The organism is Microbacterium sp. NPDC087868 (genome assembly GCF_044900755.1).
GTDB lineage: Bacteria > Actinomycetota > Actinomycetes > Actinomycetales > Microbacteriaceae > Microbacterium > Microbacterium galbinum.
In genome coordinates, this window is record NZ_JBJDNO010000002.1 from 973,132 (window position 1) to 999,885 (window position 26,754).

General features: G+C 71.5%; 19 protein-coding genes. 8 read left to right on the top strand and 11 right to left on the bottom strand.

Features of this window, described 5'->3' with window-relative positions; genetic code table 11:
- Window positions 1-45: 45 nt before the first annotated feature.
- Window positions 46-3,552 carry a bifunctional proline dehydrogenase/L-glutamate gamma-semialdehyde dehydrogenase gene (locus ACI2JZ_RS10130; RefSeq protein WP_404597411.1) on the top strand — a complete coding sequence of 1,169 codons (3,507 nt, stop codon included), beginning with the start codon at window positions 46-48 and terminating at the stop codon, window positions 3,550-3,552.
- Window positions 3,553-3,836: 284 nt separating this feature from the next.
- Window positions 3,837-4,322 (top strand): FBP domain-containing protein, encoded by a 486-nt coding sequence (locus ACI2JZ_RS10135; RefSeq protein ID WP_247624655.1) that lies wholly within the window; start codon window positions 3,837-3,839, stop codon window positions 4,320-4,322.
- 85 nt (window positions 4,323-4,407) lie between these two features.
- Here the strand turns inward: ACI2JZ_RS10135 and ACI2JZ_RS10140 are convergent, their stop codons facing one another.
- The 4 genes from ACI2JZ_RS10140 to ACI2JZ_RS10155 all read right to left on the bottom strand — a co-directional run bounded on the left by ACI2JZ_RS10140 (window position 4,408) and on the right by ACI2JZ_RS10155 (window position 9,913).
- Window positions 4,408-6,672, bottom strand: coding sequence for a beta-glucosidase (locus tag ACI2JZ_RS10140; protein WP_404597436.1), 2,265 nt, complete (start codon window positions 6,670-6,672; stop codon window positions 4,408-4,410).
- 142 nt (window positions 6,673-6,814) lie between these two features.
- The gene (locus ACI2JZ_RS10145) at window positions 6,815-7,696 is read right to left on the bottom strand and encodes a carbohydrate ABC transporter permease (RefSeq protein WP_247624656.1); all 882 of its coding nucleotides are present in this window, start codon (window positions 7,694-7,696) and stop codon (window positions 6,815-6,817) included.
- The gene (locus ACI2JZ_RS10150) at window positions 7,693-8,634 is read right to left on the bottom strand and encodes a carbohydrate ABC transporter permease (RefSeq protein WP_404597412.1); all 942 of its coding nucleotides are present in this window, start codon (window positions 8,632-8,634) and stop codon (window positions 7,693-7,695) included. Before ACI2JZ_RS10150 ends, ACI2JZ_RS10145 begins: the two co-directional genes overlap by 4 nt.
- Window positions 8,615-9,913: an extracellular solute-binding protein gene (locus ACI2JZ_RS10155; RefSeq protein ID WP_404597413.1), complete on the bottom strand. Its 1,299-nt coding sequence runs from the start codon at window positions 9,911-9,913 to the stop codon at window positions 8,615-8,617. The genes ACI2JZ_RS10150 and ACI2JZ_RS10155 overlap by 20 nt, the downstream gene beginning before the upstream one ends.
- Window positions 9,914-10,080: 167 nt before the next feature.
- Between ACI2JZ_RS10155 and ACI2JZ_RS10160 the strand changes: the two genes are divergently transcribed.
- Window positions 10,081-11,094 carry a LacI family DNA-binding transcriptional regulator gene (locus tag ACI2JZ_RS10160; protein WP_404597414.1) on the top strand — a complete coding sequence of 338 codons (1,014 nt, stop codon included), beginning with the start codon at window positions 10,081-10,083 and terminating at the stop codon, window positions 11,092-11,094.
- 24 nt (window positions 11,095-11,118) lie between these two features.
- On the opposite strand, the gene ACI2JZ_RS10165 is transcribed toward ACI2JZ_RS10160, so the two are convergent.
- Genes ACI2JZ_RS10165 through ACI2JZ_RS10180 form a run of 4 tightly spaced genes read right to left on the bottom strand, consistent with a single transcriptional unit; the run spans window position 11,119 to window position 14,945 of the window.
- Entirely contained in the window at window positions 11,119-11,952 is an 834-nt protein-coding gene (locus ACI2JZ_RS10165) for a PaaX family transcriptional regulator C-terminal domain-containing protein (protein WP_404597415.1), read from the bottom strand.
- Entirely contained in the window at window positions 11,949-13,193 is a 1,245-nt protein-coding gene (locus ACI2JZ_RS10170; RefSeq protein ID WP_404597416.1) for a kynureninase, read from the bottom strand. The genes ACI2JZ_RS10165 and ACI2JZ_RS10170 overlap by 4 nt, the downstream gene beginning before the upstream one ends.
- 1 nt (window position 13,194) lies before the next feature.
- Window positions 13,195-14,154, bottom strand: coding sequence for an amidohydrolase family protein (locus ACI2JZ_RS10175; protein ID WP_404597417.1), 960 nt, complete (start codon window positions 14,152-14,154; stop codon window positions 13,195-13,197).
- Window positions 14,154-14,945, bottom strand: coding sequence for a tryptophan 2,3-dioxygenase (locus ACI2JZ_RS10180; protein ID WP_247624766.1), 792 nt, complete (start codon window positions 14,943-14,945; stop codon window positions 14,154-14,156). The genes ACI2JZ_RS10175 and ACI2JZ_RS10180 overlap by 1 nt, the downstream gene beginning before the upstream one ends.
- A gap of 213 nt (window positions 14,946-15,158) precedes the next feature.
- On the opposite strand from ACI2JZ_RS10180, the gene ACI2JZ_RS10185 reads away from it, so the two are divergent.
- On the top strand, window positions 15,159-16,652 hold the full coding sequence (locus tag ACI2JZ_RS10185; protein WP_404597418.1) for a glutamate-cysteine ligase family protein: 1,494 nt from the start codon (window positions 15,159-15,161) through the stop codon (window positions 16,650-16,652).
- Window positions 16,653-16,686: 34 nt separating this feature from the next.
- On the opposite strand, the gene ACI2JZ_RS10190 is transcribed toward ACI2JZ_RS10185, so the two are convergent.
- Both ACI2JZ_RS10190 and ACI2JZ_RS10195 read right to left on the bottom strand, forming a co-directional pair.
- Window positions 16,687-18,438 carry an amidase gene (locus ACI2JZ_RS10190; RefSeq protein ID WP_404597419.1) on the bottom strand — a complete coding sequence of 584 codons (1,752 nt, stop codon included), beginning with the start codon at window positions 18,436-18,438 and terminating at the stop codon, window positions 16,687-16,689.
- Entirely contained in the window at window positions 18,435-19,493 is a 1,059-nt protein-coding gene (locus tag ACI2JZ_RS10195; RefSeq protein WP_404597420.1) for an agmatine/peptidylarginine deiminase, read from the bottom strand. The genes ACI2JZ_RS10190 and ACI2JZ_RS10195 overlap by 4 nt, the downstream gene beginning before the upstream one ends.
- A gap of 64 nt (window positions 19,494-19,557) precedes the next feature.
- Between ACI2JZ_RS10195 and ACI2JZ_RS10200 the strand changes: the two genes are divergently transcribed.
- Entirely contained in the window at window positions 19,558-20,262 is a 705-nt protein-coding gene (locus tag ACI2JZ_RS10200; protein ID WP_404597421.1) for a TetR/AcrR family transcriptional regulator, read from the top strand.
- Window positions 20,263-20,272: 10 nt separating this feature from the next.
- Window positions 20,273-21,646 (top strand): pyridoxal-dependent decarboxylase, encoded by a 1,374-nt coding sequence (locus ACI2JZ_RS10205; protein ID WP_247624667.1) that lies wholly within the window; start codon window positions 20,273-20,275, stop codon window positions 21,644-21,646.
- A gap of 9 nt (window positions 21,647-21,655) precedes the next feature.
- On the opposite strand, the gene ACI2JZ_RS10210 is transcribed toward ACI2JZ_RS10205, so the two are convergent.
- The gene (locus ACI2JZ_RS10210) at window positions 21,656-22,711 is read right to left on the bottom strand and encodes an alpha/beta hydrolase (protein ID WP_404597422.1); all 1,056 of its coding nucleotides are present in this window, start codon (window positions 22,709-22,711) and stop codon (window positions 21,656-21,658) included.
- A 182-nt stretch (window positions 22,712-22,893) separates the two neighbouring features.
- Here ACI2JZ_RS10210 and ACI2JZ_RS10215 point away from each other — a divergent pair, with 182 nt between their 5' ends.
- Window positions 22,894-24,681 (top strand): ABC transporter transmembrane domain-containing protein, encoded by a 1,788-nt coding sequence (locus ACI2JZ_RS10215; protein ID WP_404597423.1) that lies wholly within the window; start codon window positions 22,894-22,896, stop codon window positions 24,679-24,681.
- The gene (locus ACI2JZ_RS10220) at window positions 24,678-26,411 is read left to right on the top strand and encodes an ABC transporter ATP-binding protein (protein ID WP_404597424.1); all 1,734 of its coding nucleotides are present in this window, start codon (window positions 24,678-24,680) and stop codon (window positions 26,409-26,411) included. The genes ACI2JZ_RS10215 and ACI2JZ_RS10220 overlap by 4 nt, the downstream gene beginning before the upstream one ends.
- Window positions 26,412-26,754: the final 343 nt, after the last annotated feature.

Consider the following 26,754-nt stretch of genomic DNA (forward strand, 5'->3'; position numbering starts at 1 on the left):
CCGCGCGCGTGCTCGGCGTACGAGCTCAGACGAAGAGGACCCCCGATGACGCAGACCGCTCCCGAGACGGCCCCGGCCGAGACGGCCCCGGCCAAGACGGCCACTCCCGAGACGGCCCCGGCCGAGACCGCCCCGACCGGCAGCGCAGAGCTCGCCGCCCTCGCCGATGACGCGGTCGCACTCGTCCAGCGCTGGCTCGTCGAGAGCCGCGAGGTGCCGGCCGACACCGCCGCCAAGCGCCTCGCCGGTGTGCTGAGCGACCCGAACGGTCTCGATTTCACGGTCGGCTTCGTCGACGGCGTCGTGCGCCCCGAAGACCTCAGGGTCGCGGCCGCCAACCTCCGCGACCTCGTGCCGCTCACCCCGGCATTCCTGCCCGGCGCGCTGCGCGGGCTCATCAAGCTCGGCGGCGCGCTCGCCCCCGCGTTCCCCGGCATCGTCGTGCCGATCAGCCGCCGGGTGCTGCGCGGCATGGTGCGCCACCTCATCGTCGACGCCACCGACGCGAAGCTCGGCAAGGCCATCACGCGCATCAAGTCGACCGACGGCGTGCACCTCAACGTCAACCTGCTCGGCGAGGCGATCCTCGGCGAGGAGGAGGCCGCGCGCCGCCTCGACGGCACCCGTCGCCTGCTCGAGCGCAGCGACGTCGACTACGTCTCGATCAAGGTTTCCTCCACCGTCGCCCCGCACAGCCCCTGGGCCTTCGACGACGCGGTGGCGCACGCCGTCGACGCCCTCGCCCCGCTGTACCGCATCGCCGTGAAGCGCGGCAAGTTCATCAACCTCGACATGGAGGAGTTCAAGGACCTCGACCTCACGATCGCGGTCTTCACGACGATCCTCGAGCGCGAGGAATTCCGCTCGCTCGAGGCCGGCATCGTGCTGCAGGCCTACCTGCCCGACGCCCTCGGTGCGATGATCCGCCTGCAGGAGTGGTCGGCGGCCCGCACGGCCTCCGGCGGTGCGCCGATCAAGGTGCGCGTCGTCAAGGGCGCGAACCTGCCCATGGAGCGCGTCGACGCCGAGTCGCACGACTGGCCGCTCGCCACCTGGCACAGCAAGGAGGCATCGGATGCCTCCTACAAGGCCGTGCTCGACTACGCCCTGCACCCCGACCGCATCGGAAACGTGCGCATCGGCATCGCCGGTCACAACCTCTTCGACATCGCCCTCGCCTGGCTGCTCGCGAACCGGCGCGGCGCCACCGACGGGATCGAGTTCGAGATGCTTCTCGGCATGGCATCCGCGCAGGCCACCGTCGTGCGCCGCACCGTCGGCTCGCTGCTGCTCTACACGCCGGTCGTGCACCCGGCCGAGTTCGACGTCGCGATCGCGTACCTGATCCGCCGCCTGGAAGAGGGCGCGTCGACCGACAACTTCATGTCGGCCGTGTTCGACCTCGACGAGCAGCCCGCGCTCTTCGCCCGCGAGCGCGACCGCTTCCTCGCCTCGATCGCGTCGATGCCGACCGAGGTCCCCGGCTCGAACCGCGTGCAGGACCGCACGCAGGCAGCGCCCGCCGCCCCGCGCGACGGCTTCGAGAACACCCCCGACACCGACCCGAGCCTCGCCGCGAACCGCGCGTGGGGCGACGGCATCCGCTCGCGCATGGAGTCGTCGACGCTCGGCGACGAGACCGTGCGCACGCACACGCTGTCGGATGCCGCAGCCCTCGACACCGTGATCGCCGAGGCCGTCGCCGCAGGCCATGCCTGGCGTGCGCTCGGCGCCGCCGGTCGTGCCGAGATCCTGCACCGTGCGGGCGATGTGCTCGAAGCCCGTCGCGCCGATCTGCTCGAGGTCATGGGCTCGGAGGCCGGCAAGGTGCTCGAGCAGGGCGACCCCGAGGTGTCGGAGGCGATCGACTTCGCGCACTACTACGCCGAGAGCGCGAAGCGCGCCGAGAACATCGCGGGCGCGGGGCACCGTCCCGTCGGGCTGACCGTGGTCACCCCGCCGTGGAACTTCCCCGTCGCGATCCCCGCCGGATCGACGCTCGCCGCCCTCGCGGCCGGCTCCCCGGTCGTGATCAAGCCCGCCGCCCAGGCCGCCCGATCCGGCGCGGTCATGGTCGAGGCGCTATGGGAGGCCGGCGTGCCCCGCGAGGTGCTGCAGTACGTGCAGCTCGAGGAGCGCGAACTCGGCACGCAGCTCATCAGCCACCCCGCCGTCGAGCGCGTCATCCTCACCGGCGGATACGAGACGGCCGAGCTGTTCCGCAGCTTCCGCCCCGACCTGCCCCTGCTCGCCGAGACCAGCGGCAAGAACGCGATCATCGTCACCCCCAGCGCCGACCTCGACCTCGCCGCGAAGGACGTCGCCTACTCGGCATTCGGTCACGCGGGCCAGAAGTGCTCGGCCGCCTCGCTCGTGATCCTCGTGGGCACGGTCGCCGAGAGCGAGCGATTCCGCCGCCAGCTCGTCGACGCCGTCGGCTCCTACAAGGTCGGCGCCCCCAGCGACGGCTCCAGCCGCATCGGACCGCTCATCGCACCCGCCGAGGGCAAGCTGCTCCACGCCCTCACCACGCTCGAGCCCGGGGAGAACTGGGTGATGAAGCCCCAGAAGCTCGACGACGAGGGGCAGTACTGGCGCCCCGGCATCCGTTCGGGTGTCGCGGCCGGCAGCCCGTTCCACCTCACGGAGTATTTCGGACCGGTGCTCGGCATCATGACGGCGAAGACGCTCGAGGAGGCCACCGCCCTCGTCAACGCGATCGACTACGGTCTCACCTCGGGTCTGCACTCGCTCGACGAGGACGAGGTCGCCCAGTGGCTCGCGACCGTGCAGGCCGGGAACCTCTACGTCAACCGCGGCACCACCGGCGCCATCGTGCAGCGTCAGCCCTTCGGCGGCTGGAAGAAGGCCGCCGTCGGCGCCGGCACCAAGGCGGGTGGCCCGAGCTACCTCATCGGCCTGTCCGACTGGATCGACGCCCCGATCGCCGCGGATGCCCCCACCGATGCCCTGTCGAAGGCCGCGCTCGTCGCCGCCGGCGACCTCTCGGGCGAGGACGCGGCCTGGCTCGCCGGCGCGCTGTCGACCGACGTGGCGGCATGGGCCGCGGAGTTCGGCGCCGTGGTCGACGCGACCGGCCTCGAGACCGAGCAGAACGCCCTGCGCTACGACGCCGTGCCCGTCACCGTGCGCATCGAGGACGCGACGACCGTGCACGCGATCCGCGCCCTCGCGGCCGGACTCCGCACGGGAGCCGCGCTCACGGTGAGCGCGGCGGCCGACCTGCCGGCATCCGTGTCGTCGTGGCTGCGCGCCGCCGGCGTCACGATCGCGGTCGAGAACGGCACCGCCTGGACCGCCCGCGCCGCTCGCCTCGCGCAGACCGGTGGACGCATCCGTCTCGTCGGAGGCAGCACGGCCGACACCGCGGCCCGCACCGGCGGCTCCCCGGCCGTCGCGGTCTACGGCCAGCCGGTCCTCACCGCCGGTCGCATCGAGATGCTCCCGTACCTGCGCGAGCAGGCCGTGTCGGTCTCGGCGCACCGCTTCGGCACCCCGCGCCGCTACGAGATCCCCACGCTCACGGCCTGACCCGCGCACGTTCGAAGGCCCGCCCCGTCACGACGGGGCGGGCCTTCGTCGCGTTCCCCCGCGTTCCCGGCCCACGCCGCCGGGGCGGGTGTAGGCTCGCCGGGTGATGTTGTCGAGGAGCGCCCGGGTGGCGCAGGCAGGAGCCGCAGGCGCGCACAGCGCCGCGGGCAGAGGCTGACGATCGGCCGGAGGCGGATGCCGTCTCCGGTGCTTCATCGTTCCCTCCACCTCCACCTCTCGACTCGTCCTTCCGCGGCGAGCATCAGACGAAAGCATCCACTCCCATGCGTCCCATCGACGAGCGCGCCATCCGCGCCTCCTTCCGCAACGCCTCCCGCAAAGAGGTCTCCGACCTGAACCTGCCCGCCGGTTTCGCCGACATCGATTTCGACCGGATCGACTATCTCGGCTGGGTCGACCCCAAGGCGCCGCGTCGCGCCTACGTGATCACCGAGGTGGACGGCGAGTTCACCGGCGCCCTGCTGCAGCAGGCCGAGCAGCGCGTGATCGCCCGCGCCCAGTGCTCGTGGTGCGAGGACGTCACGCTCCGCAACGACGTGCAGCTGTTCACCGCGCGCAAGGCCGGGCCGGCCGGTCGCAAGGGCGACACGATCGGCACCCTGGTGTGCGCGAACTTCGGATGCTCCGAGAACGTGCGCCGGCTGCCCCCGCTCGCCTATGAGGGCTTCGACCGCGAACTCGCCCGCGACCTGCGCATCGTGAAGCTGGGCGAGCACGTGCGCGCCTTCCTCGCCGGCCTCGACGCCTGAGGGAGTCTCGTGCGGGGACGCTTCGACAGGCTCAGCGACCCACTGTCCGAGCGGGGTCCCTGAGCCTGTGGAAGGGCACCCCCGCTCAGGGGGCCGTGACGATCTCGATGGTCGTCACGGCCTCCTCGTGGTCGCACGCCTCGCCGACCCAGAGACGGATCCGCCCGGGCTCGACCCGGCGCACGCCGTCGCGCCCGGTGAAGGCGAGGCGCTCGGTGGGCACGTCGAACGTGACGCGCCTGCTCTCACCGGCGGCCAGCCCGATCCGCTCGAATCCGATCAGCTGAGCCACGGGGCGCACGACGCTCGCGACCTCGTCGTGCGCGTAGAGCTGCACGACGTCGACGCCGTCACGCCCTCCGACGTTGTTCACCTCGACCGCGACGCGGAACGAGGCGCCGGCGACGACCGTCGCATCAGCCTCGATCGCCGGGTGCGTGAACGACGTGTAGCCGAGTCCGAACCCGAAGGGGCGAACGGGTGTGGGGTCGACGCTCGTGATGTCGGTGCGTCCGCCGAGCACGGGGTGCAGGTACGAGTACGGCTGCGCTCCGGCGGAACGCGGCAGGGAGACGGGCAGACGCCCCGACGGGTCGACGCGTCCGGTGAGCAGGCGTGCGAGCGCGGGGGCGCCCTCCTCGCCGGGGAAGAACGTCTGCAGCACCGCAGCCGGCCGGCGCGCGGCCGGAGCCTCCTCCGAGACGCGAGTCGCCGCGGGGGAGTTCACGGCGCCGAGACCCGCGGATGCTCCGCCCGGCGTCGCACGCGGCGGCAGCGCCCAGTCCAGGGCGTAGGGGCGACCCGTCATGGCGACGAGCACCACGGGCGTGCCGGTCTCGACGATCGCCTCGACGAGTTCCCGCTGCACGCCCGGCAGATCGAGGGTGTCGACGTCGTTGCCCTCGCCGACCGTTCCGCGGCCGAACAGCCCCGCGCGGTCGCCCACGACGACCACGGCGAGATCCGCGGCTCGCGCGGTGGCGACGGCATCCGCGATCCCGCTGCGGTCGTCCCCTTCGGCGGCGCAGCCGACCGCGTGCGTGACGGTCGCGTCCGGCAGCTCGGCGCGCAGGGCCTCGAGCACCGTCGGCAGGGCGATGCCGGCGGGCGCCGAGGGGTGGTGGGCGAGCACGTGGTTGACGAAGGAGTAGCAGCCCATCAGCGCCTCGGTGCTGTCGGCATTGGGGCCGATCACGGCGATGCGCCTGGTGGCGTCCGCGACCAGGGGCAGGATGCCGTCGTTGCTCAGCAGCACGATCGACTCCTCCGCGAGCTCGCGGGCGAGAGCGCGGTGCGCGGGGGAGTCGAGATCGACGGCCGTCGGCGGAGCGGTGGTGAAGTCGGCGTCGAGCAGCCCGAGCTCCTCCTTCTGCGCGAGCACACGACCGACCGCTCGATCGAGCAGCTCTTCGGCGAGCGTGCCCTGGCGCACCTGCGCCGCGAGCGTGGTGTACGCGTCGGGCGAGGGGAGCTCGACGTCGATGCCGGCGGTGAGGGCCAGAGCCGCGGCCTCGGACGAGTCGGCGGCGATGCGGTGCATCGAGCGCAGGAAGTCGACGGCGAAGTAGTCCGACACCACCACACCGTCGAACCCCCACCGCTCGCGCAGGATGTCGTCGAGGTAGTGCGCGTCGGCCGCCACCGGGATGCCGTCGATGTCGGTGTACGAGTTCATGACGCTGCGCACTCCGCCCTCGCGCACGGCCATCTCGAACGGCGGCAGCAGCACGTCCTCGATCTCGCGCCCACCGGCGTGCACCGGAGCGTGGTTGCGCCCGGCGCGCGACGCCGAGTACCCCACGAAGTGCTTGAGCGTCGCGTGCACGCCCTGCGACTGCATGCCGCGCACGTAGGCGGTGCCGATCACGCCGACGACCAGGGGGTCCTCGGCGATGCACTCGTCGACGCGCCCCCACCGCGGATCGCGCACGACGTCGAGCACGGGGGCCAGCCCCTGGTGGATGCCGAGCGTGCGCATCGACGAGCCGATCGCCGCGCCCACCCGCTCCACGAGCGCCGGGTCGAACGACGCTCCCCAGGCGAGCGGCGTCGGATACGTCGCCGCCTGCCATGCCGCGAGGCCGGTCAGGCACTCCTCGTGCACGAGCGCGGGAATGCCGAGGCGGGTCTCGCGCTGCAGGCGGGCCTGCTCCGACCACAGCCATGCGGCGCGCTCGCCGGGGTCGACGGGTCGGGTGCCGTAGACGCGCGTGAGGTGTCCGATGCCGTGCGCGGTGGCCTCTTCGTAGCGCGTCGAGGTCTTCTTCTCGCCGGCCATCGGGGCGACGACCTCGTCTCCCTGGTCGACCCAGAACCCGACCAGCTGTGCCTGCTTCTCATCGAGGGTCATCTCGGCGAGGAGCGCGGCGACGCGCGGCGAGAGGGGCGGGCGCGGGGTCTGCGTCGACGCGGTGGGCGTCGAGCGCGCAGTGGTGTCGTGTGACACGATGATCTCTTTCCGTACGGAGTGCGATGGGGCGCCGATGGCGCGTTCAGCCCTTGACGGCACCGGTCAGCCCGCCCACGATGCGACGCTCGAACAGGCTGAAGAAGATGAGCGCGGGGATCATCGACAGCGACGTGAACGCGAGCACTTTGGCCGTGTCGACCGAATACTGCGACGAGAACGACTGCACGCCGAGCGGGAGGGTGAACGCCGAGGCGTCGTTGAGGATGAACAGCGGCAGCAGGTAGCCGTTCCAGCTGCCGATGAACGCCAGGATGCCGGTGGTGATGACCCCCGGCAGAGACAGCGGCAGCACCATGCGCCAGAAGAAGCCGATGCGGCTGCAGCCGTCGATGAAGGCGGCCTCCTGGATCTCGTCGGGGATCGCCCGGAGGAACGGCACGAGGATGATGATCGTGGTGGGCAGGGCGAAGGCGATCTGCGGGAGGATCACGCCCCCGAGGGAGTTCATCAGGCCGAGGTTGCGCACCACGATGTACAACGGCGTGATCGCGACCGTCAGCGGGAACATGAGCCCCGCCGCGAAGAAGGCGTAGAGCACGCCGCGACCGGCGAACCGGTAGCGGGCCAGCACGTAGGCGGCCATGAGTCCCAGCGCGACCACCCCGGCGGTGGTGGCGACCGCGACGATCGTCGAGTTGAGCACCTGACGCCAGAAGATCCCTCCGGTGATCACGTCGAGGTAGTTCGAGAACACCCACGGCTGCGGGAGACCGGAGGGGTCGGTCGTGATCTGCGCGTTCGTACGGAAGCCGCCGATGACGATGTAGGCGATCGGGGCGAGCATGAGCCCGACGACGATCAGCGCAACGAAGTACACGGTCGGGTGCGCCCAGGGCAGGCGGGGACGGGCGGATCGCCCGGTGCGCCCGGGACGCTGCGTCACGAGCAGCGAGGTGGCGGTCATCGGTTCTTCCTCTTCCTCTTTGCGGAGGCGGGCCCGGTGAGGGCGCCCTCGGTGTCGCGCTTGAGCACGGCGCGCTGATAGATGAGGGCGACCACGAGCGAGATCAGGAACAGCACGACGGCGACGGCGTTGCCGTAGCCGAAGTTGCCGGCGTTGCGGCCCTCGCCGACCATGTACGTGGCCATGGTCGAGGTGCCGGCGGTCGAGGCGATGTACTGCCCCCAGATGATGTAGACGAGATCGAACAGCTGCAGCGAGCCGATGATCGACAGGAAGGCCCAGATGCGCAGCGTCGGGGCGAGCAGCGGCAGCGTGATGCGCCACTGGATCTGCCAGTACGAGGCCCCGTCGATCGCGGCCGCCTCGTGCAGCTCCTCGGGAATGCCCTGGAGGCCCGCGAGGAACAGGATCACGGCGAACCCGACGTACTTCCAGGTGATGATGACCATCAGCGTCCAGATCGCGATGTCGGGATTCGACAGCCAGTCCGCCGCCAGCCACCCCAGGCCCGCGTTCTCGAGCAGGGCGTTGAAGGCGCCGCTGGTCTGGAGCATCAGGCTCCACCCGGTGCCGACGACGACCTCGGAGATCACGTAGGGGATGAAGATGAGCACCCGGATCAGCGACTGCCCGCGCATGCGCCGGTTGAGCAGCAGTGCGAGCAGGATGGCGGCCGGGCCCTGCAGCACGAGCGACATCACCAGGATGAAGCCGTTGTGCGCCAGGGCGTCGTGGAACAGCGGGTCCTGCAGGATCGTCAGATAGTTCTTCAGACCCACGAAGTCGGTGGGAGCCCCGTACCCCTGCCAGCTGAAGAAGCCGTAGTACGCGGCCATCAGCACGGGGAAGATGACGAAGGCGAGGAAGACGACCAGGGCGGGCCCGGCCAGAAGGATCACTTCCAGCCGGGCGGCCGCCTCACGCCTTCGCAGCGGCATCCTGGACAGCCTTGACGATGTCTTCCGGTGATCCCTGACCCGCGAGCATGTCGACGACGGCGACGTTGAGGGCGTTGCCGACGTTCTGGCCGTAGACGGTGTCGAGCCACTGCGACGCGTACGGCGCGGCGTTGTAGGCCTCGAGGATCGACTGCAGGTACGGCTCGGTCACGGCCTCCTGCGCCACCGTGTTCACGGGCGGGGCGTTGAACGCGGTGTAGTAGGCGGTCTGCACCTCGGCCGACCCGAGGTAGTTCAGGAAATCGACGCAGGCGTCCGGAGCATCGACCGAGCACGAGTACCCGTCGACGCCGCCCATCATCGAACCGGGCTCGCCCTCGCCACCCTCGATCTCGGGGAACGGGAACCAGGCGAGGTCGGCGAGCGGCTGCTGGTCGGGAGTCAGGGAGCCGATGACGCCGGGGTTCCAGGCACCCATCAGCTCCATGCCGGCCTGGTGGTTCGCGATGAGTCCGGCCGAGCTACCCGCACCCTGCTGGGCCGTGGTCGTGAGGAATCCGGAGTTGAACGGCTCGGTCGCGGCGAAGGCCTCGAGATCCTCGCCCGCGCGCACCCAGCAGTCGTCGTCGAAGTTCATCTCGTCGGCGGCCTTCGCCAGCGTGTCGGCGCTGCACTCGCGCAGGGCCATCCAGTAGTACCAGTGCGCGGCGGGCCAGGCGTCCTTCGCGCCGAGCGCGATGGGTTCGATGCCGGCGGTGCGCAGCGCGGCCGTCGCGTCCTCGAGCTCGGACAGCGTCGTGGGGTTCTCGGTGATGCCGGCCTCGTCGAAGAGGTCCTGGCTGTAGAACAGCCCGCCGGGCAGCACGGCGACGGGCATCGCGTAGATCTTGTCGTCGAGGCTGCTGGCCGAGAACGCGGCGGCGGGGATCTCGTCGGTCACGGCATCCGACAGCGAACCGGTGAGGTCCTTGAGCTGACCGGCCTTGACCATCGCGGCCATCTTGCCGCCTCCGCGCTGCAGGAAGATGTCGGGGGCATCGCCGGAGTTGAGCGCGGTCTGGAGCTTGCCGTCGAGATCTTCGTTCTGGATCGACTGGACGGTGATCGAGACGCCGGGGTTGGCCTCCTCGAAGTCGGCGACCGTCTTCTCCCAGAACTCGACGCCGGGGCCGGTGGTCGAGTTGTGCCACAGGGTCATCGACGAGCCGTCGCCGTCGCCGCCGCCGTCGGGGGTGCCGCCGGTGCATCCGCTCAGGACGAGCGCGCCGACGGCGGTCAGTGCCGCCGCGGCGGCGAGGGAGTGCCTTCTGCTGTTCATGTGATCGTTCTCCTCATCGAGAGTGTGTGCATCCGCACCGATGCGGACGCTCGCGGCAGCAGGGTGAGACCGCGTCGCAGAGCAGTCTCTTGCCGGAGATGACGGGCGTCAAACGTTTTCGAAAACAGTTTCCGAAAGCCCGACCTGTGCGGATACGATGGGCGCTCATGAGCGGGCGGACCACGATCCACGACGTCGCGAAGGCGGCGGGAGTCTCGGTCTCGACCGTGTCGAAGGCCGTGAACGGCCGGTACGGCATCGCCGACGCCACGGTGCGTCGTGTGCTCGACGCGGTGCGCGAGCTCGGCTACGAATCGAGCCTCGTGGCCAGCAGCATGCGCGCGCGGCGCACCGGCGTGATCGGGGTGCTGCTCGCCGACTTCGAGCCCTTCAGCGCCGAGATCCTCAAGGGCGTCGGCGCCGCGGTGCACGACACGGCGTTCGACCTGCTCGCCTACAGCGGGTCGCATCAGGGAGCGGGGGAGGGGTGGGAGCGCCGATCGCTGAGCCGCCTCTCCGGCACCCTCATCGACGCCGCGATCATGGTGACGCCGACGATCGTGAACGCCGCCACGGAGATCCCGGTGGTCGCCGTCGACCCGCATACCGGCCGCGCCGATCTGCCGACGGTCGAGTCCGACAGCTTCGGCGGCGCACTGACCGCTACGCGTCATCTGCTCGAGCTCGGTCACCGTCGCATCAGCTTCCTCGGCGGGCGTCCCGACCTGCGCTCCGCGGGCCTGCGCGACGCCGGCTATCGACGCGCGCTTCGCGATGCCGGCCTGCCCGTCGACCCCGACCTCATCCGTCCCGGTCTCTACGAGTGGCAGACCACCCGGGACTCGGCGCGCGTGCTGCTCGCCGGCCCGGACCGCCCGACGGCCGTGTTCGCCGCGAACGACCTCTCGGCGATCGCCGTGATCGACGTCGCCCGCGAGATGGGCATCCGGGTGCCCGAGGACCTCTCCGTGATCGGTTTCGACGACGTGCCCGAGGCGTCGCGACGCGCACAGCCGTTGACGACGATCCAGCAGCCGATGCGCCGACTCGGCTCGGTCGCGGCCGAGATGGTGTTCTCGCTGCTCGCCGGCGAGCAGCTCGACGAGCTCCACGTGACCCTGCCGACCCGACTGGTCGTGCGTGGGACGACGGCCCCGCAGCCGGAGTCGCCGGGGCGCTGAGCCCGTCTCGTGCGAGACCCTCCGTCAGCCCCCGGTGACCGCGCGCACGTGCGCCATGGCCGGGCCCTCGAGCGTGTCCGACAGCCAGGCGAACTCGGCGAAGCTGCGGGTGCCCGGCCAGTCGGCGGGCAGCATCGACGGGGGCAGACCCGGGTCGAGGTAGGGGAGTGTGCGCCAGCGATCGAGCAGATGGACGTACGCGGCGAACGGCTCGGCGGGCAGCGTCGTGAGCGACTCCTGGAACCGGCGGTGCTCGTCGGCGAGCGCGTCGAGATCCCACCAGGATGCCGCCGATTCGGCCGGCGTGCGATCGGTCACCGGCATCCCGGCGGGGAAGAGTGTGACCCACGCCCGCGCCCCGACCTCGTCGACGATCTGCCGCACCTCGTCCTGCAGGTGCCCGGGGCAGACCCACAGGGCGGAGGACACGACCCCCGCGCCGATCCAGTGCAGGCGCCGGCGCAGCTGATGCCGCACCGACCTCTCGGTCTCGGGGATCGAGAACGACACGAGGCACCAGGGATCGGCATCCGTCATCTGCCGCATCGCGAAGATGCGCCGATCGCCGCGCTGCAGCATCGCCAGAGCGGCCGGGTTCAGGCGGTACCCGACGGCATCGCGCCGCTCGGCCAGCAGCAGGCCCTTCTGCTTGAGGCGCGCGATGCCGGTGCGGGCCTGCGCGGCTTCGATCCCGAGATCACCGGCGAGCGAGACGAGATCGGCCGTCGAGATCCAGCCGAGCGGGCGCAGGAACAGGCCCACGACCGTGCGCAGCAGCGACGCCGTGCTGCCGGGGCGCGCGTCGATGTCGTCGACGACGGATGCCGCCGCCCCCGCGCCCTCCGCCGTCACCGTCATGCGCGCAGCGCGTCACGCACCGCCAGCACGCCGGTCACGGTCTCGACGTGCGAGGTGCTCAGCGGGGACAGGCCCAGGCGGATGCCGTCGGGGAACCGGAAGTCGGGGATGACGCCCTCCGCCCAGAGCTTCTGCGTGACCTCCCGGAAGTCGGGGTGCCCGATCGTGACGTGCCCGCCGCGCAGGTCGGCGTCGCGCGGGCTGAGCAGCCGCACGCCGAGCGGGGCGAGCTGCTCGTCGAACGCGCGCACCGCGAGGTCGGTCAGCGAGCGGGACTTCGCGCGCACCGCATCGATGCCGGACTCCTCGATCAGGTCGAGCATCCCCTGCATCGCCAGCATCGAGGTGACCGGCGGCGTGCCGCTGAGCAGCTGCCGGATGTCGCCGGCGGGCACGTACTCCGGCCCCATGGCGAAGATGTCGGCGGCGCTCCACCACCCCTGGATCGGCTGGCGCAGCGTGCCCTGGTGCGCACGGTTGAGATAGGCGAACGCCGGGGATCCCGGGCCGCCGTTCAGGTACTTGTAGGTGCAGCCGACCGCCATGTCGACGCCCCACGCGTCGAGGTGCATCGGAACGACGCCCGCCGAGTGGCAGAGGTCCCACATCATGAGTGCGCCCGAGGCGTGCACGGCATCCGTGATCGCGGGCATGTCGGCCAGCGCGCCGGAGCGGTAGTCGACGTGGCTGAGCGAGACGAGCGCGGTGCGCTCCGACACGACGGCGACGACGTCGGCGACGCTCACGCCGAGCACGGGGTCGGGCTCGATCCAGCGCAGCGTCATGCCGGTCTCGGCAGCGACGCCCTCGGCGAGGAATCGGTCGGTGGGAAAGTTGCCCGCCTCGATCACGAGCTCGGTGCGGATCGGGTCGGCGGCGGCCGCGGCGCGCATCAGCTTGTAGATGAGCACGCTCGTCGAGTCGGCGACGACGGTCTGACCGGATGCCGCACCCAGCGCGACGCGGCCGATGCGGTCGCCGAGCTCCATCGGCAGCGCCATCCACTGCTCGTCCCACGACCGGATGAGGCGCGTGCCCCAGTCCTCGCGCACGAAGGCCGCGAGCCGCTCCGGGATGTCGCGCAGGGGGCGGCCGAGCGAGTTCCCGTCGAGGTAGGCGTCGACGCCCGGGGCATCGGCGAAGGCGTCGAGGTGCGCCGCGAGCGGATCGGCGGCGTCGAGGGCGCGGGCGTGCTCGAGAAGGGTGGAGTCGAGAACGGCGGAGTCGTGGAGGTCGGTCATGTCACACCTTCAGGTCTGCGGAGAGGAGGGGGCGGGCGCGGAGCGGGTCGGGGGAGGTGCCGGGCGCTCCGGGGATGACGAGCGGTCGGGCGCCGGGGTCGCGCGGGTCGAGCGGTGCCAGCGCCCGCAGCAGGGCGTCGTCGTCGAGACCGGCGTCGCGGAGCGCCGCGATCTCGCCCGGGTTCAGACCGACGGGTGTCGGGCCGTTGCCCATGTCGGTGCCGTAGAGCACCGTGCCCCCAGCGGCGTGGAAGCGTCGCACGTTCCCGACCGCGACCGCGCGGGTCGCGTCGTCGTGCACGGCGAGCGTCGAGATCCACGCGACGGATGCCGCCTGCGCGGCGATCTCGTCGTCGTCGAGCACCTCGGTGAAGGGAGCATGCGCGAGGCGCGCGACGCCGAGTCGCGCGAGGCGCTCCGCCTCCCCCGGTCCTTCCGCGTGAGCGGTGACCGTGAGGCCGTGGGCGGCGGCCAGGTCGACGATCGTGCGGATGAGCTCATCGCCGAACACCGGCCCCGCGGTCGTGTTGCTGGCGATCTTGAGGCACCGGGCACCGGCATCCGCCATCTCGTCCACGGCCTCGGCGGCCTGCGCCGCGTCGTTGATCTCGCGCACCGAACCCGCCGGGGCCCACGCGCGGTCGGAGGGGTAGCCGCCCGGGGCCGTGAGGAAGGCGCCGGCGTATTCGAGACGCACGGGGGCGAGCGTCTCGCCGAGCCGTGCGATCTCGGTCACGTTCGCCCCGAGGTCGATGACGCGGCCGAGCGTCGAGGCGGCGAGGCCCGTCGTGTCGACGAGCTGCAGGTGCACGTGGTGGTCGGTGAACCCGCCCATCACGACGCCGTCGAGGCGGGGGAGCTGATCGGCCGGGGTCGCATCGCGCACGAGCATCCGATCGCCCGACGTCTCGATCACGCCCTCGCGCCATTCCTCGCCGTCGAAGAAGGTCGCCGCCCTCATCAGCTGCCGATCTCGGTGCGCACGGCGTAGAGCTCGGGGAAGAAGGTCAGATCGAGCGCGCGCTGCAGGAATCCGACGCCGCTGGAGCCGCCGGTGCCCACCTTCATGCCGATCGTGCGGGCCACGGTCTTGAGGTGGCGGAAGCGCCAGAACTGGAAGTTGTCCTCGAGGTCGACGAGGTCTTCGCACGCCTCGTAGAGGTCCCAGTACCGGCTCGGGTCCTGGTAGATCTCGCGGATCGCGGGCACGAGCTCGGTCGTCATCCGGTAAGGCTCCCGCACGTCGCGGTCGAGGATCTCAGCGGGGATCGGCAGCCCACGGCGGGCGGCGAAGCGCAGGAACTCGTCGTACAGGGTCGGCTTCTCCCACTCGGCGGTGAGCAGTGCGAGGTTGGCGGGGTGATCGCGGAAGACGCCGAGCATCTTCTCGTTCTTGTTGCCGAGGGCGAACTCGACCGCACGGTACTGCACCGACTGAAAGCCCGAGGAGTTGCCCAACGCGCCGCGGAACTGCGCGTACTCCGTGGGGGTGAGGGTCGCGAGCACCGCCCACTGCTGGGTCATGACGTCCTGGATGCGCTTGACGCGGGCGATGCGCTTGAGGGCCTCGCGCAGGTCGTCGCGGGCGAGCAGTTCACGCGCCGACGAGAGCTCGTGCAGCAGCTGCTTGAGCCACAGCTCGGTGGTCTGGTGCTGGATGATGAACAGCATCTCGTCGTGGTGCTCGGGGCTGCTCACCGGGCGCTGCGCCGTGAGCAGCTGGTCGAGCCCGAGGTACGAGCCGTAGGTCATCTTGCCTTCGAGGTCGGTCACGATCCCGCCCTCGAGCGCACGCGTGTTATCGGCGGTGGTGTTCTCGGCGGGGGTGGCCTGCGTGGCCGGGGTGCTCTCGGGATTCGGGCTCTCGACGCTCATGGGGCAAACGTATAACGGATGTGCCGTTCGTCACAATGATGAAATGTCAAGGGGTCGGGGTGATTCGCGTACGGCCGCTACCGTCGAGGGATGGGTGACCGCATCGACGCGCGCAGTTTCACGCGCCAGGACCGTACGAAGTTCCGCGCCAAGACCGAGCAGTGCCTCGACGCGCTCGCCGAGATGCTCGCCGATGGACGCTTCGACGGAGCGCTGCCTCAGCTCGGCCTCGAGATCGAGCTCAACCTCGTCGACCCCGCCGGGGATCCGGCCATGGCCAACGAAGCGGCGCTGGAAGCGATCGCCAGCCCCGCGTTCCAGACCGAACTCGGCCGGTTCAACATCGAGGTCAACGTCGCGCCGCGCCCGATCGGCGGAGGGCGCACGCGCGATCTCGAGACGTCGTTGCGCAACGCCATCGACGAGGCGGATGCCCGGGTGCAGGCGGCGACCGGCAATGCGATCGCGATGATCGGGATGCTGCCCACCCTCGACGAGCACCACTTCACCGAGCGCTGGATCTCGGAGGATCCGCGCTACAGCCTGCTCGGCCAGCAGGTCCTCGCCGCGCGCGGGGAGGACATCGAGCTGAAGCTGGACGGCGTACCGCTGCCGGGCAGCCCCCGCGAGAGCCTCGACATCGTGACCGACACGATCCTTCCCGAGGCCGCCTGCACCTCGGTGCAGTTGCACCTGCAGGTCGAGCCGGACTCCTTCGCGCCGTACTGGAACGCGGCGCAGGCCATGGCCGGGGTGCAGGTCGCGCTCGCCGCCAACTCCCCGTTCTTCGCGGGACGCGCCCTGTGGCACGAGACCCGCATCCCGATGTTCGAGCAGGCCACCGACACCCGCTCGCAGGAGCTGAAGAATCAGGGCGTGCGTCCGCGCGTGTGGTTCGGGGAGCGCTGGGTCACCTCGATCTTCGACCTCTTCGAGGAGAACTCGCGGTACTTCCCGGCGCTGCTGCCGGCCGTCGCCGACGAGGACCCCTTCGCGGAACTCGCCGCCGGCCGCGCGCCCTCCCTCGCCGAGCTGCGCATGCACAACGGCACGGTGTACCGCTGGAACCGACCCATCTACGACACGGTCGACGGCACCGCCCACCTGCGCGTCGAGAACCGCGTGCTGCCCGCGGGGCCGACGGTCGTGGATGTGCTCGCCGACACGGCCTTCTACTACGGTCTCGTGCGCACGCTCGCCGAGGCGGATCGTCCGCTGTGGACGCAGATGAGCTTCGATGCCGCGGCCGAGAACCTGCGGGCGGGCGCGCGCGACGGGATCGAGGCGCGACTCTACTGGCCCGAGGTGGGCTGGGTCGGCGCGCGCGAGCTCGTGCTGCGGCGACTGCTGCCGATGGCCGCCGAGGGGCTCGACGCGTACGGTGTCGACCCGGCGGCACGCGATCGGTACCTCGGCATCATCGAGCAGCGCTGCGTGACCGGGCGCAACGGGGCGACCTGGCAGCGGGGCAGCGTCGCGGCGCGGGAGCGCGCGGGGCAGACCCGGGCGGAGGCGCTGCACGGCATGCTCGGCGACTACCTCGAGCTCGCGCGGGCCGGGGAGCCGGTGCACACCTGGGAGTGAGGGGATCCCCTATCTCCCTGCTGTGGTCCGCCGTTCAGAGCGCGGGCGTGTGCGGCGGGGGCGTGCGGCGCTCGCCGGGTGCTCCGGATGCCTCGAACGCCGCCGCGAGCCGCAGCAGGCGCGCGTCGTCGTAGGCGCGGCCGACGAAGGTGAGTCCGATCGGCATGCCGATGTCGTCGAGGAGGCCCATCGGCACCGTGACGGTCGGGATGCCGAGGTGACGGATGGCGAGGTTGCCGTTCGCGATCCAGGTGCCGTTGCGCCAGCCGAGGTCGGCGGATGCCGGATCGACGTCCATGTCGGCGGGGCCGAGGTCGGCGACGGCGGGGAAGACGACGGCGTCGAGGCCGAGGCCGTCCATCCACTGCTCGAGATCGCGGCGCCGGGTCTCCTCCAGCCCGCGGAGACCCTCGGGCAGTTCGGGCATGTCGTCGGGGCCGGTGTCGGGATGCGCCCGCACCCAGTCGGGGTACTCGGCGATGTCGTCGTCGAAGCCGGTGTAGCGGTCGGGCAGCGCGCCGTCCGGGTGCGGGAAGATCGTGGATCCGTCGATGCCGGTCAGTGAGTCGAGGGCGGGGTCGCCGTTGGCCCGCAGGAAGTCCTCCCACGCCCACGCCGAGAGATCGACGATCTCGCGGTGCAGGTAGGCGGGCGAGACGAGCCCGCGCGTCGCGATCGTCGGGGCGCCGGGGCGGTCGCCCTCGTAGTTCGACACCACGGGGAAGTCGACCTCGAGCACGGTCGCCCCCGCCGCCTCGAGGTCGCGGCGGGCTGCCGCCCAGCGAGTGAGGACCGAGGGGCGGGTGTCGATGCGTCGACCGGTCGGCCCGCCGATCCCGGGGTGCGCGGCGCTGCCCGCCTCGGGGTCGGCGTCGATGTACATGCGGGGGATGCCGAGCCGGAGGCCGGCGAGGGTGCTCGCGCGGACGGAAGGGGGCGTGCCGGTCGCGGCGAGCGTGCCGGTCGCGGCGAGCGCCGGATAGGAGGCGGGACGCACCGCGGAGGCGGCCGGGATCGGCACCCACGGCTGCGTGCGCCAGAAGTCTCCGCGCGTCTCGGCGTCGTCGGCGACGATGACGTCGAGCACCTCGAGCAGATCGGCCATCGTGCGAGCGTGCGGCACCACCACGTCCATCGTGGGCACGAGGGGCCAGTTGCCGCGCACCGAGATCACGCCGCGCGAGGGCGTGTACGCGCAGAGGGCGTTGTTCGTCGCCGGGCCTCGACCGCTCGACCAGGTCTCCTCGGCCAGGCCGAACGCGGCGAAGCTCGCGGCGGTCGCGGTGCCCGAGCCGTTCGACGATCCGGAGGCGAAGGGCGCGGTGAGCCATTGCGCGCTGTACGGACTCTCGGCGCGTCCGTAGACCCCGCGCTGCATGCCGCCGTTCGCCATCGGCGGCATGTTGGTGAGTCCGAGGCAGATGGCCCCGCCGGCCCGCAGCCGCTCGATGGTGAACGCGTCGCGCTGGGCGACGAGCCGCGCGAAGGCCGGACTGCCGGCGGCGGCGGTGAGCCCGCGCACGAGGTAGCTGTCCTTGGCCGTGTAGGGGATGCCGTCGAGCGGGCCGAGGGTCTCGCCGCGCGCCCGACGCTCGTCGGATGCCGCCGCCTCGGCGCGGGCCTCCGGGTTGCGCACGACGACCGCGTTCAGTGCGGTGGGCGTGCCCGGGCCGTCATAGGCGTCGATACGGGCGAGATAGGCGTCGACGAGGTCGACCGCCGTCGCCGCTCCCTCGTCGAGGGCGCGCCGCAGGTCGGCGATCGACGCCTCGACGACATCGATCATGCGAGTGCGCCCGTGGGTGAGGACTGCCCGAGCGCTGGCTGCTGCTGGGTGATGCAGTGGATGCCGCCCCCGCGGTCGAACAGCGGTCGTGCATCGACGGTCACGACGCGTCGGCCGGGATAGGCCTCGGCGAGGATCTCGCGCGCCACGGCGTCCGCTCGTTCGTCTCCGAACCCGCAGGCGACCACGCCGTCGTTCGTCACGAGATGGTTGACGTAGCTCCAGTCCACGAAGCCCTCGTCATCGCGCAGCGTGGAGGGCGCGGGGAGATCGATCACCTCGAAGCTGCGGCCGGCGGCATCCGTCTGCTCGGTGAGGTGCGCCCGCAGCTCGCGCGTCACCGCGTGGTCGGGGTGCGCGGGATCGTTCTGCGCGTGCAGCAGCAGGCGCCCGGGTGAGACGATCGTCGCCACGATGTCGACGTGCCCGTTGGTGCCGAAGTCGTCGTAGTCGCGAGTGAGGCCGCGCGGCAGCCAGACCGCCTTGGTCGCCCCGATCGTGCGCAGCATCTCGGCCTCGACGCGCTGCCGGTCGGCGTAGGGATTGCGGCGCGGGTCGAGCTGCACGGTCTCGGTGAGCAGCACGGTGCCCTGGCCGTCGACGTGGATCCCGCCGCCCTCGTTCACGAGGGTCGAGCTCACGAGCTCGGCGTCGACGCCGCGTGCGATGATGCGGGCGTGCTGCGCGGCCGCCGCCCAGTCGGCCCACTCCGGGTCGCCCCAGCCGTTGAAGATCCAGTCGACCGCGCCGAGCGCCTCGGGGCGTTCGTCGTCGATCACGAAGGTCGGCCCGGAGTCGCGCATCCAGAACTCGTCGACCGGTGCCTCCACGACCTCGACACCCGCTCCCAGCATCCGTCTCGCCCGCGCGAGCTCGCGCGGATCGACCAGCATCGTGACCGGCTCGAACTCGGCGACGGCGTGCGCCACCGCCGTCCACGTCGCGTACCCCTCGTCGCGCTCGGCCGCGCTCTCGCCGAGCGTCTGGCCCTCGACGGGGAAGGCCATCCAGGTGCGGTCGTGGCGTGCGGTCTCTGCGGGCATGCGCCAGGCCATCGGTGTCTCCTCGCGGTGGAGTGGTTATTGAACATGCGATCAACAGGTGCTACGGTAACCCGTGATGAACACGACGTCAAGAGTCTCCGGCCCCCGGCGCCTCCCTCCCGAAGAGCGCGACCGCTCGATCCTCGAGGGGGCCGTCGGGCTCGCCCGCGAGAGCGGGCTGGAGGCGCTCACCCTGCGTGCCGTCGCCGCCCGCGTGGGCGTCACCCCGGCTCTCGTCGCGCACTACCGCCCGGGCATGGACGCCTTCCTCGCCGATGTCTTCGGCGAGATCGTGGCGGCCGAGCGCGACGAGGTGATGGCGTCGTTCGACCCCGGCGCGACCGTGCGCGACAACTTGCTTCACATGACCGAGACGCTGCTCGACGGTCGGCGTGACGACGTCACCCTCGTATGGGTGCAGGCGTGGGCGCTGGGGGCGCGCAACGAGGCGCTCGCCGCGCGCGTGCGCTCCGAGATGGACCTCTGGCAGAGCGCCCTCGAGGCGCATCTCGCCCGTGCCGTCGCCTCGGGCGAGATCTCGGCGACCCGCACCGAGACCGCGGCCTGGCTGCTGCTCGCGATGATCGACGGCATGAACGCGCACTCGTTGGTGAAGTGGGCGCCGCACGACCGCGCCGCCCTCGCCCGGCGCACGCTCGCCGTCGTGCTCGATCCGCGCGACGATGCGCCGAATCCCCTCACCCCGGATCCCCTCACCCCGAACACGCTCACCCCGAACCCGCTCGACGCCCCGGCGTCCGCTCCCTCCTCCGCGAAGTAAGGAACGCCCCATGGATGCTGTGCGCATGCACGCCGCCTCGGCCGAGTCGACGGCCATCGTCGACGCGGTGCTCGACTACTCCCGACGGCGGATGCTGGCGGCCGACGTGCCGCTCGACAAGCCGCAGAGCGAGGCCGAGCTCAACCGGCTCGTCGGGGCCACGATCACCGACGCGGGACTGGGGGCCAACCGGGCGCTCAGCGTGTTCGAGCACATCCTCGCGCCGGCGTGCCTGACCACGAGTCATCCGCTGTACCTGTCGTTCATCCCCACCGCGCCGACCATGGCGGCGATCGCGTTCGACCTGGTGGTGTCGGCATCCGGTCTCTACGGCGGCAGCTGGCTCGAGGGAGCGGGCGCCGTGCACGCCGAGAACGAGGTGCTCTCGTTCCTGGCGAAGGAGTTCGGGCTTCCCGACACCGCGGGCGGGGTCTTCGTGCAGGGCGGTACGATCGGCAACCTGTCGGCGCTGGTCGCCGCGCGCGAGGCCGCCAAGGCACGGCTCCTCGATGCGGGCAAGCAGCTCCCGTCGCGGTGGAAGATCGTCTGCAGCGTCGAGGCGCACTCCTCGAACAAATCGGCCGCGCGGGTGATGGATGCCGACGTGCTGCTCGTGCCGGCGGGCGACGACGGCGTTCTCCGCGCGGATGCCGTGCGCGACGCCCTCGCCGAACACGGTGACGAGATCTGCGCGGTCGTCGCGACCGGGGGATCGACGAACTTCGGCATCGTCGACGACATCGCCGGCATCGCTGCTCTGAAGGACGAGTTCGAGTTCTGGCTGCACATCGACGGCGCGTACGGACTCACCGCGATGCTGTCGCCCGAGGCGCGGCACATCTTCGCCGGGGTGGAGCGCGCGGACTCGGTGATCGTCGATCCGCACAAGTGGCTGTTCGCGCCGTTCGACTGCTGCGCCCTGATCTACCGCGATCCGGAGGCGGGACGCCGCGCGCACACCCAGCACGCCGAGTACCTCGATACGCTCACCGACGGCGACGACTTCAGCCCGTCCGACTACTCGATCCAGCTCACCCGGCGCCCCCGCGGTCTGCCGCTCTGGTTCTCGCTCGCGACGTACGGCGTCACGTCCTACCGCGACGCGGTCGGGGCGACGATGGCGCTCACGCGCCGCATCGCCGACGAGATCGCGGCACGCCCCGGGCTCCGGCTCGTGCGCGATCCGCAGCTGTCGGTCGTCGTGTTCGAGCGTGACGGGTGGGAACGCGCCGACTACGACCGCTGGTCGGCCGCCCTGCTCGACTCGCAGCGCGCCTTCGTCGTGCCGAGCTCGCACAAGGGCCGCCCGAACACGCGCTTCGCGATCCTCAACCCGCTCACGACCTTCGAAGACCTCGTCGGCATCCTCGACACCATGGCCTGACAGCGCGCCTCAGCGACTCGTGTGCGCGTCCAGGAAGTCGATGGTCTTCTGCAGGGCGGTCCGGGCATCCGGCAGGTCGAGGTGGAACTGGTACTCGTGGGGGAGCGCCGGCTCGTGCGGTGCCGGCCAGAAGAGCGTTGTCACCTCGACCCCCACCTCGTCGAGGCGCTTCGCCATCGGGATCGACTGCAGCCAGGTGAGGCCGTCACCGTTGCCGCCCGAGATGTAGGTCGCGGGGAAGTCCGCGGTCACCCAGTCCACGGTCGACATCGTCGCGCCCGTCGAGTCCTCGGCCCAGGTCTTGGTGCCGGAGTACGCCCACATCGCCGACTTGAAGCCCCAGCCGGCGATCCCGTCGAGCTGCGCGAGCGCCGACAGATCGTAGACGCCGCAGTTGAGCACGGTCGCGACCAGGTGCGAGGCCTCGATCGACGGAGTGATGTCCATGATCTCGGCGTAGTCGGGGCTCGTGATGAGCGTGGCCATCTGGCTGGCGAGCTGGGCACCGGCGGAGTCCCCGGCGAGCACGATCCGCGTGGGATCGACGCCCAGCTCGGCGGCATGCTCGTCGATGTAGGCGAGCGCCTCGTTGAGCTGGTTCACCGCGAGCGGGTACACGCCCTCGGGGCCGATCGTGTAGTTCACGCCGATCGTCGTGTAACCCGCGGCGGCGAGGATGCGCAGGTACGGATCGACGTTCTCCTTCGCGCCCGAGATCCAGGCGCCGCCGTGGATCCAGACGACCGTGGGCAGCGGGCCGGTGGCGGATGCCGGGGAGAAGACGTCCAGGGTCGTGTCGGCACCCCGGTCCCCGTAGGCGACGTCGAGCTGCTCGGTGAGCTCGACGTCGGGCACGTGCTTCTCCATCTCCGCCGCTGTCTCGTCACCGCCCTTGGTGAACACGGCGCGGATGATCATGGCCGACGGCCACGGAGTGAGCGAGCCGACGATCGCCACGACCGCGGCCACCCCGACGACGCAGGCGACGGCGATCTTCGTCCGCCGCCACGGACGACGCGCCTTCGCGGGTCGTGCCGGTTCTGGTTCGTGGTCGTGCGCGCTCATGGGACTCCCTCTCCGCGCACCAGTGTGGCAGTACTCCGCGCGGCGACGCACGCCCGGATCGACGCCGTGACCGAGGCGGGATCCCCGGCCCCGCGAACCGGTCCGGTGGTCGACAGCACTTGTCCGCTGAGCGACACCCGCCGTCGCTAGCGTGAAGAGGGCCCCCGATTCCTGGAGTCCCGATGCCCCGCCCTGCGCCGAACCTCGCGCCGAATCCTGCTCCGACGACCGTGGGAGGGGCGTTCCGCGAGGGAGTGTGGGGGCGTGGGCGTCGGCTGCGCGCGGCGCTGTCGATCGCGGGTTTCTGCGGGCATCAACTCGCCGAGGTCATGGTGCCCGTCGCGGTGGGCGTCGTGATCGACAGCGCGATCGCTCCGCACGACCCGGTCGCGCTCGGGTGGGCGCTGGCGTTCCTCGTCGCCGTGTTCGCGGTACTGATCTGCGCGTGGCAGGTGGGTGATCGCTCCGCCACCGTCGTCTACTCGCGCGGCGAGCACGCGCTGCGGCAGGGGGTGCTCGGGCTCGCGCTGCGCCGTCGCGTGCGCCGTCCGGCCGGCGAGGTGCTGACGATCTCCTCGTCGGATGCCGGGCAGACGGCCGGGTTCTTCTGGGTGATCGCCGAGCAGGCGGCCGCGGCGACGGCGGTGCTCGTCGCCTGCATCACGCTGCTCGTCATCGCCTGGCCGCTCGCGATCGCCGTCGTGATCGGCACGCTCGTGCAGGCGTTCGTCGTGCACGCCGTGAGCGGTGGCCTGCGCCGTCGCGGATACGCGGCGCAGAAGCAGGCCGCGCGGCTCGACGCGGTGAGCACCGACTTCGCGACCGGCCTGCGCGTGCTCGGCGCCCTGGGCGGAGCGCCCCGAGCGGCCGAACGCTACGTCGCCGAGAGCGCGGTCGCGGGCGAGGCCGCCTATCGCGCCGAGAAGGCGACGGCCGGGCTCACCGCACTGAACCTGCTGGTGAGCGGTCTCGCCTTCACCGGCATCGCGATGCTCGGCGGCTGGCTCGCGCTGGAGGGCGCGATCACGGTCGGCGGATTCGTCACGGCGATGGGGCTCGCGCAGACGATCCGCGGACCTCTGCAGGCGCTCGGCTATCTGCCGGCGCAGATCGCGAGCAAGCACGGGTCGGCGACGCGCATCGCCGAGTTCACCGCCGAAGCGGAAATGGATGCCGCCGAGGTGGGAGCGGATGCCGCCGAGGCGGAAATGGATGCCGTCGAGGCGGGAGCGGATGCCGTCGAGCGGATGCCGGTGACGGACGCCGGCGCTCTGGCTGCAGGTGGAGTGCCCGCGGGCGGAGTGGTCGCGCGCCTCGATGTCGACGGGCGGCCGATCGAGATCTGCGCGGGCGAGCTCACGGGGATTCGCGCAGACCCGGCGAGGATCGCCGATCTCGCGCGTCTGTTCGGCGGGCAGCGCGAGCCCGAGGTCGGCGAGCTGCTTCTGACCGGAACGGATGCCGCCCGCCTCGATGCCGAGGGTCGCCGGTCCCGGGTGTTCGCCCCGCCGCACGACGCTGCGGTGTTCAGCGGCACGGCGGCCGAGAACATCGCCGATCCGATCGACGCCGCGCACCTCGAGGCATCCGCGTTCGACGAGGTGCTGCGCCGGCTACCCGACGGTCTCGACGAGCGCGTGGGCGAGCGCGGCCTGCGGCTCTCGGGCGGTCAGCGTCAGCGCCTTCTGCTCGCCCGCGCCCTGCACCAACCGCAGCCCCTGCTGGTGCTGCACGAGCCGACCACCGCGATCGATCCGATCACCGAGGCGCAGGTCGCCGAGGGTCTCGCCCGTGACGGGCGCACGATCCTGCTGCTCACCGACCGCGCCTCGCTGCTCGCGGCGTGCGCGCACGTGCACGATCTGCGGGAGGACCCCGATCCGCGGGACGACCGCGATCCGCGGGACGATTCCGATCTGCGGGACGACCCCGATCCGCGCGACGACCGCGACCGGAGGGGCGACGCATGAGCGACGAGAAGCTGCCGGTCGCGAGCCGCCGCGACACCGCGCGCGGACTCCTCGCGGCGCTCGGGCATCGACGGGGTCTCGTGCTCCTCGCGCTCGTGACCCTGTTCGCGGGCGTCGGGGCGGCGCTCGTCGCCCCGTGGGTGATCGGGCTCATGGTCGACGACATCGTGGGGGGCGGCACGGGGCTGCTGCCCTTCGGACTGGTGCTCGCGGCATCCGTGGTGTCGGCGGCCGTGCTCACGTGGGTGGGGCGCGTGCTGCTGGCCCGGCTGGGACAGGGCACGATCCGCGAGGTGCGCGAGTCGGCGTTCCGCACGGCTCTCGCCCAACCGACGTCGCGGATCGAGGCGGCGGGGACCGGCGACCTGGTCGCGCGTCTCTCGGGCGACGTGCGTGCGGTGGGCGAAGTCGTCGAGGGCGCGTTGCCCGCCTTCCTGACCGCGGTCTTCGGGATCGTGCTGAGCCTGATCGGCATGGGGGCGCTCGACGCGCGCTTCGCACTGGCGGCCCTCTGCGCCGCCCCGGTGCAGTTCTTCGCACTGCGCTGGTTCCTGCGCCGGTCCGCTCCGATCTATCGCGCGCATCGCACGGTGGTGGCCGAGCGGGGGCAGCGCACGATCGAGGCGGTGCGCGGGGTCGACACCGTCGTCGCGCTGCGCACCGAGGAGAGGCACCTGGCCGGGATCGCCGAGGCCAGCGAGCAGGCGATCGGGCTCGAGGTGCGCGCGACGCGGGTGCGCAACGACTTCAACGTCTTCCTCAACGGGGCCGAGTTCCTGGGGCTCGCGGCCGTCCTGGTGACGGGGTACTTCCTCGTCGCGGGCGGTCTGGTCGAGCTGGGCGCCGCGACCGCCGCCGCGCTCTACTTCCTCGGGCTCTTCGGGCCGATGAGCAGCCTGCTCTACCGGATCGACGACCTGCAGGATGCCGGCGCCAGCCTCGCGCGCCTGTTCGGAGTGATCGGCCTCCCCTCTCCCGCGCCACGAACGCAGGAGAGGCCCGCCCGTCGCGGCGCGATCGACGTCGAGGGACTGCGCTTCGGACATCGTCCCGATCGTGACGACCTCGCCGGTGTCTCACTGCGCGCATCGGCGGGCGAGAGGATCGCGGTGGTCGGGGCGAGCGGTGCGGGCAAGACGACGCTCGCCCGCGTGCTCGCGGGTGCGCTCCCCGTGGGCGGGGGAGACGTCCGCCACGATGGGAGCGCGATCGGGGAGTGGCACCCGCACGACCTGCAGGATGCCGTGATCATGCTGAGCCAGGAGCCCCATGTGTTCGCGGGCACGGTGCGTGACGACCTGGGGCTGTTCGCGGATGCCGACGAGGAGCGGATGCGCGCGGTCATCGACGCGCTGGACGCGCACTGGATCCACCGCCTGCCCGAGGGGCTCGACACTCCGGTGGGGGAGTCGGGGCATCCGCTCACCCCGGGGCAGGCGCAGCACCTGGCGCTGGTGCGGGTGGCGCTGTCGGATGCCTCGGTCGTGATCCTCGATGAGGCGACGGCGGAGGCGGGGTCGGCCGACGCCGAGATCCTCGACGGCGCGGCGGGCCGGGCGATCGGTGCGCGCACGGGGATCGTCATCGCGCACCGGCTCACCCAGGCGGTGACGGCCGACCGCATCCTGGTGATGGAGGACGGGCGGATCGTGCAGTCGGGAACGCACGCCGACCTCGTCGAGACGCCGGGTCCCTATGCGCGGCTCTGGGCGGCGTGGACCGCCTGGTGACCGCCGTTCCGCGGAAAATCGGGACGACACGCCCGGCGGACGGGCCGGATTTGCCCGACCCCCGGAATCCACGTAAGTTATTACCTGTTCGCCCCACAGGGAAGCGGAAAGGCCGAGAGCCTCACCCCCCTCAAGCGGAGAACCACCCCCGAATCCACATCAACTCTTCTGAGTGTTCTGGATGAAGGAACTGCCTCATTCCGATGAGCGAGTCGCCGAAACGCGATTTGACAACAGGAACGAGATCAGTAAGATAGAGAAGTTGCCCTTCGGGCCTGGTTGTGATGACTGGGTCGTGGGAGCATCCGATCCTTGAGAACTCAACAGCGTGCACTTGTCAAAT

Bases quoted from the DNA above. Each gene is read 5' to 3' on its own strand.
- ACI2JZ_RS10200 (WP_404597421.1), top strand. From the start codon at position 19,558: ATGAACACGACGTCAAGAGTCTCCGGCCCCCGGCGCCTCCCTCCCGAA.
- ACI2JZ_RS10190 (WP_404597419.1), bottom strand. From the start codon at position 18,438: ATGATCGATGTCGTCGAGGCGTCGATCGCCGACCTGCGGCGCGCCCTC.
- ACI2JZ_RS10150 (WP_404597412.1), bottom strand. From the start codon at position 8,634: ATGCCGCTGCGAAGGCGTGAGGCGGCCGCCCGGCTGGAAGTGATCCTT.
- ACI2JZ_RS10170 (WP_404597416.1), bottom strand. From the start codon at position 13,193: ATGACCGACCTCCACGACTCCGCCGTTCTCGACTCCACCCTTCTCGAG.
- ACI2JZ_RS10195 (WP_404597420.1), bottom strand. From the start codon at position 19,493: ATGGCCTGGCGCATGCCCGCAGAGACCGCACGCCACGACCGCACCTGG.
- ACI2JZ_RS10160 (WP_404597414.1), top strand. From the start codon at position 10,081: ATGAGCGGGCGGACCACGATCCACGACGTCGCGAAGGCGGCGGGAGTC.
- ACI2JZ_RS10135 (WP_247624655.1), top strand. From the start codon at position 3,837: ATGCGTCCCATCGACGAGCGCGCCATCCGCGCCTCCTTCCGCAACGCC.
- ACI2JZ_RS10205 (WP_247624667.1), top strand. From the start codon at position 20,273: ATGGATGCTGTGCGCATGCACGCCGCCTCGGCCGAGTCGACGGCCATC.
- ACI2JZ_RS10130 (WP_404597411.1), top strand. From the start codon at position 46: ATGACGCAGACCGCTCCCGAGACGGCCCCGGCCGAGACGGCCCCGGCC.
- ACI2JZ_RS10140 (WP_404597436.1), bottom strand. From the start codon at position 6,672: ATGACCCTCGATGAGAAGCAGGCACAGCTGGTCGGGTTCTGGGTCGAC.
- ACI2JZ_RS10210 (WP_404597422.1), bottom strand. From the start codon at position 22,711: ATGAGCGCGCACGACCACGAACCAGAACCGGCACGACCCGCGAAGGCG.
- ACI2JZ_RS10185 (WP_404597418.1), top strand. From the start codon at position 15,159: ATGGGTGACCGCATCGACGCGCGCAGTTTCACGCGCCAGGACCGTACG.
- ACI2JZ_RS10180 (WP_247624766.1), bottom strand. From the start codon at position 14,945: ATGACCTACGGCTCGTACCTCGGGCTCGACCAGCTGCTCACGGCGCAG.
- ACI2JZ_RS10165 (WP_404597415.1), bottom strand. From the start codon at position 11,952: ATGACGGTGACGGCGGAGGGCGCGGGGGCGGCGGCATCCGTCGTCGAC.
- ACI2JZ_RS10155 (WP_404597413.1), bottom strand. From the start codon at position 9,913: ATGAACAGCAGAAGGCACTCCCTCGCCGCCGCGGCGGCACTGACCGCC.
- ACI2JZ_RS10175 (WP_404597417.1), bottom strand. From the start codon at position 14,154: ATGAGGGCGGCGACCTTCTTCGACGGCGAGGAATGGCGCGAGGGCGTG.
- ACI2JZ_RS10220 (WP_404597424.1), top strand. From the start codon at position 24,678: ATGAGCGACGAGAAGCTGCCGGTCGCGAGCCGCCGCGACACCGCGCGC.
- ACI2JZ_RS10145 (WP_247624656.1), bottom strand. From the start codon at position 7,696: ATGACCGCCACCTCGCTGCTCGTGACGCAGCGTCCCGGGCGCACCGGG.
- ACI2JZ_RS10215 (WP_404597423.1), top strand. From the start codon at position 22,894: ATGCCCCGCCCTGCGCCGAACCTCGCGCCGAATCCTGCTCCGACGACC.